Origin of the sequence: Carboxylicivirga sediminis (genome assembly GCF_018156225.1) — a bacterium.
In the GTDB taxonomy this organism is placed as follows: Bacteria; Bacteroidota; Bacteroidia; order Bacteroidales; family Marinilabiliaceae; genus Carboxylicivirga; species Carboxylicivirga sediminis.
Window position 1 is genome coordinate 1 of record NZ_JAGTAR010000072.1, and the last position, 3,543, is coordinate 3,543.

2 protein-coding genes are annotated in these 3,543 nt (G+C 44.5%); both read right to left on the reverse strand.

What is annotated here, in order from left to right; translation table 11 throughout:
* Nucleotides 1–268: 268 nt before the first annotated feature.
* Nucleotides 269–1,375, reverse strand: a complete 1,107-nt coding sequence (locus tag KDU71_RS22525) for a C1 family peptidase (RefSeq protein ID WP_212193388.1) — start codon at nt 1,373–1,375, stop codon at nt 269–271.
* Nucleotides 1,376–1,460: 85 nt separating this feature from the next.
* On the reverse strand, nt 1,461–2,858 hold the full coding sequence (locus KDU71_RS22530) for an aminopeptidase P family protein (RefSeq protein WP_212193389.1): 1,398 nt from the start codon (nt 2,856–2,858) through the stop codon (nt 1,461–1,463).
* Nucleotides 2,859–3,543: the final 685 nt, after the last annotated feature.

Here is a 3,543-nt window from a genome sequence, read left to right on the forward strand (position 1 = left end):
TAGCTAGTTGAAAAACTCATATGCATTCAAAAGCCGGACTGTTTTATTAGTATTAATTCTTCCATAGCACAGATTACAAATCTGCGCTAGCGGAGTCATTGAAAGGGAGAGGACAGCATTGAGGTGACATCTGAACGCCTGATTTAATAAAAAAGGTGGCCGCAGCCACCTTTAATATCTATTCTTTTTTGTCTTCTTAAGTCAAGGTTCCTAAATTTCTATTTTTCAGTGATAATCTACTGCCTTCTGCCTAGAAACTAAGAAACTATTATTTAATCCCCAACTGCTTTTTAATGGCCTTTGGCAATGCGTCTTTGTGCACCATAATGGCTACTGTGTGCAGGCGCATATAGCTTTCTGACATGTACAGGTAACCTTCATAAGCACCGCGATCAGTACCCCAGCTGTTTTTGGTTTTATAGTAGGGTGTACCATCTTGATCTTTTGACAGGCCGGTTATGTGCATCAGGTGATCGTCGGTTGATTGCCACGATAGGAATGCTTCCTGACGTACCTCAGGTGTAATCTCTTTTTCTTCCTGTGGAGCAAAACCTTTCTCTTCATCAGCAGGCACAATGGCGGCGCCCAGTTTATGTGAGAAGAATTTTTCGCTGACATCGCCATCCCATACAAAAGAGTAGCCATTGGCTAACGCATTATCCATTACTTCCATCAGCTCGTTCAATGGCAGGTTGTAATAATGGTCGTTGCTCCAGTTGTCGGGCACTTCCAGGTTAAACGCTTTGTAATAGGGGTGATGTGTGTAGGATGTAAGTTCCACGTAATCATCCGGATTAATTTTCATGTCCTGAGCAAATTGCTGAGGTGTTTTACCTTCTACTGTTTCAGGTACTTCACCCAGATAAATATCCAGTACAGCACCCTGTACTTCATACCAAACAGGAGAAGGAGCTGCTTTGCGTCCCTTGATGAAATTATCGAGCAGCGCTTTCTGTGAAGAGGCTAACTCAGAATGGTTATGAGGTTTGGTAACATCACGTCGGCCAGGGAAGGCAGCTTCTGTGGCGATACCGTGCTGGCGTATCACATTCATTACATCGTGTGCCTGGCCACCTTCGCTGAAATTACCTTTGCCATGAGCCATCACATATAAACGCGCTTTCTCAGGGTAGGCATAGCGAACGAAATACATCTCAGATAAGTCCAGTTCGGGACCTCCCAGGCGAATAATCTCTGTCTCAACAAAAGAAGTGGTGCTGTAAGACCAGCAGGTACCTGTGCGGTCCTGGCTTTTAACAGGCGTTGTTTTAATGTCGTGCACCGGTGTAAACTCGATGGTGCTTTTGGGCTCTTCCTGTGCTACAGCTCCAATTGCTATTGCCGTAGCTAAAAATAGTAGTTGTAATTTCTTCATGATTTACTTTTAATAACTAGTCATTAGTTGATGGTCAGTGGTCAGCAGATAAATGGGCTACTGACCACTGACTAATATCTATAACCTATTTCTTTCCTTCACTTACAGTGGCTTCAACTTCATCAACCGTAATAGGAATGCGCTCACCTAAAATACGGCAGCCATCCTCAGTTACCAGGATATCGTCTTCCAGACGAACACCTCCGAAGTCTTTGTATGACTCAACCTTATCAAAATTGATAAAATCAGCATTGGTGCCATCTGCCTTCCATTGGTCAATCAATGCAGGGATGAAATAGATGCCTGGCTCGTTGGTGATACAGAATCCTGGCTGAAGCGTACGACCCAAGCGTAAAGCAGCTAATCCGAATTGTGAACTGCGTTCCATCTCGTCCATGTAGCCCACTAAAGTATCGTTGTAGTCTTCCATGTCGTGCACATCCAGACCAATCATATGGCCCAGTCCGTGAGGGAAGAACATGGCATGTGCACCAGCTGCTACAGCCTCGTCCACATCGCCTTTCATCAAACCAAGATCTTTTAGTCCCGATGCAATAACTCTTGCGGCTACCAGGTGTGCTTCTTTATAGGTTACGCCTGGTTTAGTGGCTTCACGGCTGATGTTGTTGGCATCCACCACAATCTGGTAAATTTCTTTCTGACGTTGCGTGAATTTACCACCTACAGGCGATGTACGTGTATGGTCAGTTGCGTAGTGCAATGGCGATTCGCTACCACCATCCACCAATAGGAGGTCGCCTGTTCTTAAGATATTGCTATGGTCGTGATTATGTAATGTTTCACCTCGCTTGCTACAAATGATGGGGAAGGATACCATACCACCTCCACTCATGGAGATACCTTCCATTGCACCGGTAATGGCCTGCTCAGTCACGCCATCCTGCGCCATGCGCATAGCAGTGGTGTGCATCTGATAGGCCACGGCCATGTGACGCTCCATCTCCTCAATCTCGCAAGGTTCTTTAATAGAGCGAATCTCGATACAGGCCTTAGTCAGCTCCAGCGATGTCTTGCTTTGTACTTCGTTGTGGCGGCAGCCCAATAAGTCGGCCAGCCACATAATGTTCTCACCGCGGTAAGGTGGGTTGAAATGTACTGGGCGACCAGCTTTGAGGGCATCACCTACCATAGTGGCCAGGTCTGCCATCGGGCGAGTATTTTCAACACCAATCGAAGCCGCTTTCTCAGTCATGGTTGGCTGAGGACCCATCCAGATGATGTGGCCCAATGAGATATCATCGCCAAACAGGTATTCTTTGTTATTGTCAATATCTATGATGGCTGCATGGTCTTGCAGGTCAATGCCAAAGAAATATAAGAAAGTACTATCCTGACGGAAATGGTACACATTATCCTTGTAGTTCATAGGAACATCTGTATTTCCCAGCATCAGAATTAATCCCGACTGCACTTTTTGCTGCAATCTTTTGCGTCTATTGATGTACGTCTCTTTTGAAAACATATGATTTGATTTTTTTGAAATTGGATTTCAATATACAGTTTTTAATAACAAACAGAAACGATAATTGTCACATTGGCTGAGTGATGGTAGCTGGCAGGGTTTAGTGTATAGCAGCACGGATTACAAATCCGCGCTGGCGAAGTTTTTCCAAGATGAGCAATGATTTACCGAATAGCTTTTCAAATAAATTACATAGCAGCTATAACAAACGATTCAGGAGCAATCACTTTTTGCTCATCCTTGCCCCTGAATGAAAAGCAGGTGCCTCTTAATGAAAAACGAGTGCTCCTGAACGAAAAACAGGTGCCCCTGAATGAAATACAGATGCCTCTGAATGAAAAATAAGTGGCCCTGAATCATTTGAAGCAGCTGAAGAATGAAAAGTATGTGCCTCTGAATGAAAATATGATGCGGATTAATGAATAAGTTGTGCTCCTGAATGATTTGCAGATGCCCTTAGCCAGTTAGTTGCTGCTGATTCCTTAAAGCTGGCGCGGATTTGTAATCCGTGCCAAATACTTAACAACGCGCACATCTAATAGGCCTTTTTCTCCACCATAATCCCGGGCACTACTTAAACATTCTAAAGCCGAGGTAACTCTTGTGTTGTTTTAACAGCACGGATTGCAAATCCGCGCTAGCGAGTGATTTTTGATTATAACCTCCCCCCATCGCCTTTCAGGCA